We start from the raw sequence: 2,801 nt of genomic DNA, 5'->3' as shown, positions 1-2,801 counted from the left end.
GCGATCGACGTGCTGCTCGACGGGGTGGTGCGGGCGCGCGGGCGCGCGTGGGTCGCCACCCAGCCGGGCAACGCACTGCTGCTCGAGTCCGCCGGTGGCGGACTGCGCGTCGCACATGCCGGGCCGTGGCTCGCCTCGATGACCCCCGACCAGCAGGACCGCGTCCCCGCGACCCGGCGCGCGATGGCCGCGCTGCGCTGGGATGCCGTCCACGGCGACCGCGACAGCTCGCTCGTGATCCTCACCCACGACGCCGACCCCGACGAAATCCTGCAGACGCTGCGCGCGGCGCTGCTCACCGACGACGAATTCGCCTCGCCGGACACGTGGCCCACCTGGGACGACCCGTTCGGCGACTACCACCGCGATCCCTGCGACGACCTCGCCGTCGACCGCAGCGACGAACCGACCACCGCAAGGAAAGAAGGACAAGCATGAAAACCGGCATCCACCCCGACTACCACCCCGTCGTATTCCAGGACGCGAACACCGGCTCGACGTTCCTGACCCGCTCGACGCTCACCTCGGAGCGGACCGTCGACTGGTCCGACGGCAACACTTATCCACTGATCGTCGTCGACGTCACCAACGAGTCGCATCCGTTCTGGACGGGGACCGCGCGGGTCCTCGACGCGCAAGGCCGCGTCGAGAAGTTCGAACGCAAATACGGCAAGCGCACACGCGCCTGAGAAGGAGAACGACACGATGGCAGTCCCGAAGCGCCGGATGTCCCGGTCCAATACCCGAAGCCGCCGAGCGCAGTGGAACGCGACGGCACCCGATCTGGTTCCGGTCACCGTCGGTGGCGTGACACACCGGGTTCCCCGGCGTCTGGTCCGCGCGGTCACCCTCGGCATCCTCGACCCCCGCGACCTCTAGACCGGCCGGGGGGATGGCATGGTGACGTCGTGCTGCTGCAGATCCTCGAACTCGTCGGCATCGTGGCATTCGCGATGTCGGGGGCGCTCGTCGGCGTCGTCAAACGGCTCGACCTGTTCGGGGTGTGCCTGGTGGGGATCTTCACCGCCGTCGGCGGCGGTATCGTCCGTGACCTGCTGCTCGACATTCATCCGCCGTCGTCGCTGAGCAACTGGCGGTATCTGGGGGCGGCGCTGGCCGCGTCCCTGCTGGTGTTCTATCTGCACACGACGGTGACCCGGCTCAACCGGGAAATCCTCGTCCTCGATGCACTGGGGATGGGCCTGTTCGCGACCACCGGCGCGACCATCGCGCTCGATGTCGGCGCCGCGCCCCTCGCGTCGGCCCTGATCGGCGCGACCGCCGCGATCGGCGGCGGCATCCTGCGCGACGTCCTGGTCAACGAGGTGCCGCTGTTGCTCCAGCGCGACCTCTATGCGATCCCGGCGCTGCTCGGCGCCGCGGTTCTCGTCGTCGCCCACGAACTCGGTGCCGGGCAGAACCTGGCGCTGGTCCTCGGTACCGTCCTCGCGACGGGTCTGCGACTGCTCGCGCTGTGGCGCGGCTGGAGCCTGCCGCAGCCGCGGACGCCACGCGAGGATTGACCGGAGAGAACGTAGCGCGCAAGCCCGGTCCTTCAGGGCCGGGTTAGCGCATCAATCATGTCGGTGGTCGCGGCTATGGTCTCGCTGTGCAGCTTCGATACCAGTACCGCGTCTACCCGACGCCCGGGCAGCAGAACAGGCTGGCCCGGTCGTTCGGGTGTGCGCGGGTGGTGTTCAACGATGCGCTGCGTGCCCGGCAGAATGCGTATGCGGCCGGGGTGAAGCTCTCGGACACCGACGTGCAGAAACGGGTGGTCACCGAGGCGAAGAAGACCTCACAGCGGGCGTGGCTGGCCGAGGTGGCGTCGGTGGTGTTGGTGCAGGCCTGTCAGGATGCGCGACGCGCGTACCGGAACTGGTTCGACTCGATATCCGGGAAGCGCAAGGGCCGCAGGATCGGCCCGCCGCGGTTCCGGTCCCGCAAGGACAACCGGCAGGCGATCCGGCTCACCCGCAACGGGTTCTCGTTGCGCCCAAACCGGAAGCTGTATGTCGCGAAGATCGGCGAACTCGAGGTTCGGTGGTCGAGGGATCTGCCGTCGGAGCCGTCGAGTGTGTCGATTATCAAGGATGCGGCGGGCCGGTACTTCGCCAGTTTTGTCGTCGAGACGACCGACGATCCGTTCCCGGAGTGCGATGCGGAGGTGGGGATCGACCTGGGTTTGACGACGTTCGCGGTGCTCTCGGACGGGAAGGTCATCGAGTCCCCGAAGTTTTTCCGCCGCGCCGAACGCACACTCCGCACGGCGCAACAGTCGTTGTCCCGCAAGCAGAAGGGATCGAAGAACAGGGTCAAGGCGCGGATCCGTGTCGCCAAGGCCCACGCCAAGGTGGCCGATGCCAGGCTGGATTGGGTGCACAAGCAGTCCACGGCGATCATCCGCGAGAACCAAGCGGTGTTCGTCGAGGACTTGTGTGTCACCGGGCTCGCGCGGACACGGTTGGCGAAGTCGGTGCACGATGCCGGGTGGGCGATGTTCATCCGGCTGCTCGAGGAGAAGGCCGCCCGGTACGGGCGGACCTTCGTCAGGGTGGACCGCTGGTTCCCGTCGAGTCAGTTGTGCTCGGTGTGTGGGGTGAAGGACGGCCCGAAACCGCTCTCGATTCGGGAGTGGCGGTGCGCGGCGTGCGGGGTGGTCCACGACCGGGACCTCAACGCCGCGAAGAACATTCTCGCCGCAGGACGTGCGGAGAGGCTAAACGCCTGCGGAGGGACCGTAAATCCTGCCGCTTAGCGGGAGGTAAGTCCCGGTGAAACAGGAACCCACCGGGGTGGCG

General features: G+C 67.9%; 5 protein-coding genes. All 5 read left to right on the top strand.

From position 1 onward, the window contains the following. A partial coding sequence (locus tag WAX14_RS02870) for a GTP-binding protein (protein ID WP_422626585.1) occupies positions 1-438 on the top strand: 438 nt, incomplete at its 5' end. Continuing rightward, entirely contained in the window at positions 435-689 is a 255-nt protein-coding gene (locus WAX14_RS02865) for a type B 50S ribosomal protein L31 (RefSeq protein WP_422626584.1), read from the top strand. The genes WAX14_RS02870 and WAX14_RS02865, both read left to right, overlap by 4 nt. 16 nt (positions 690-705) lie before the next feature. Further along, positions 706-879 carry a 50S ribosomal protein L32 gene (rpmF, locus tag WAX14_RS02860; RefSeq protein WP_422626583.1) on the top strand — a complete coding sequence of 58 codons (174 nt, stop codon included), beginning with the start codon at positions 706-708 and terminating at the stop codon, positions 877-879. A 29-nt stretch (positions 880-908) separates the two neighbouring features. Further along, a complete protein-coding gene (locus WAX14_RS02855) occupies positions 909-1,523 on the top strand; it encodes a trimeric intracellular cation channel family protein (protein WP_422626582.1) in 615 nt (204 codons plus the stop codon). 86 nt (positions 1,524-1,609) lie between these two features. Continuing rightward, positions 1,610-2,758 carry an RNA-guided endonuclease InsQ/TnpB family protein gene (locus WAX14_RS02850; RefSeq protein WP_422626581.1) on the top strand — a complete coding sequence of 383 codons (1,149 nt, stop codon included), beginning with the start codon at positions 1,610-1,612 and terminating at the stop codon, positions 2,756-2,758. Positions 2,759-2,801 lie beyond the last annotated feature (43 nt).

It is taken from the genome of Rhodococcus sp. (in: high G+C Gram-positive bacteria) (assembly GCF_049299235.1).
In the GTDB taxonomy this organism is placed as follows: domain Bacteria; phylum Actinomycetota; class Actinomycetes; order Mycobacteriales; family Mycobacteriaceae; genus Rhodococcus.
Note: the sequence above shows the minus strand (reverse complement) of the source record. Positions and strands in the feature narration are given on the sequence as shown.

Coding starts and splice junctions, on each gene's coding strand:
- WAX14_RS02865 (WP_422626584.1), top strand. CDS start 435: ATGAAAACCGGCATCCACCCCGACTACCACCCCGTCGTATTCCAGGAC.
- rpmF (WP_422626583.1), top strand. CDS start 706: ATGGCAGTCCCGAAGCGCCGGATGTCCCGGTCCAATACCCGAAGCCGC.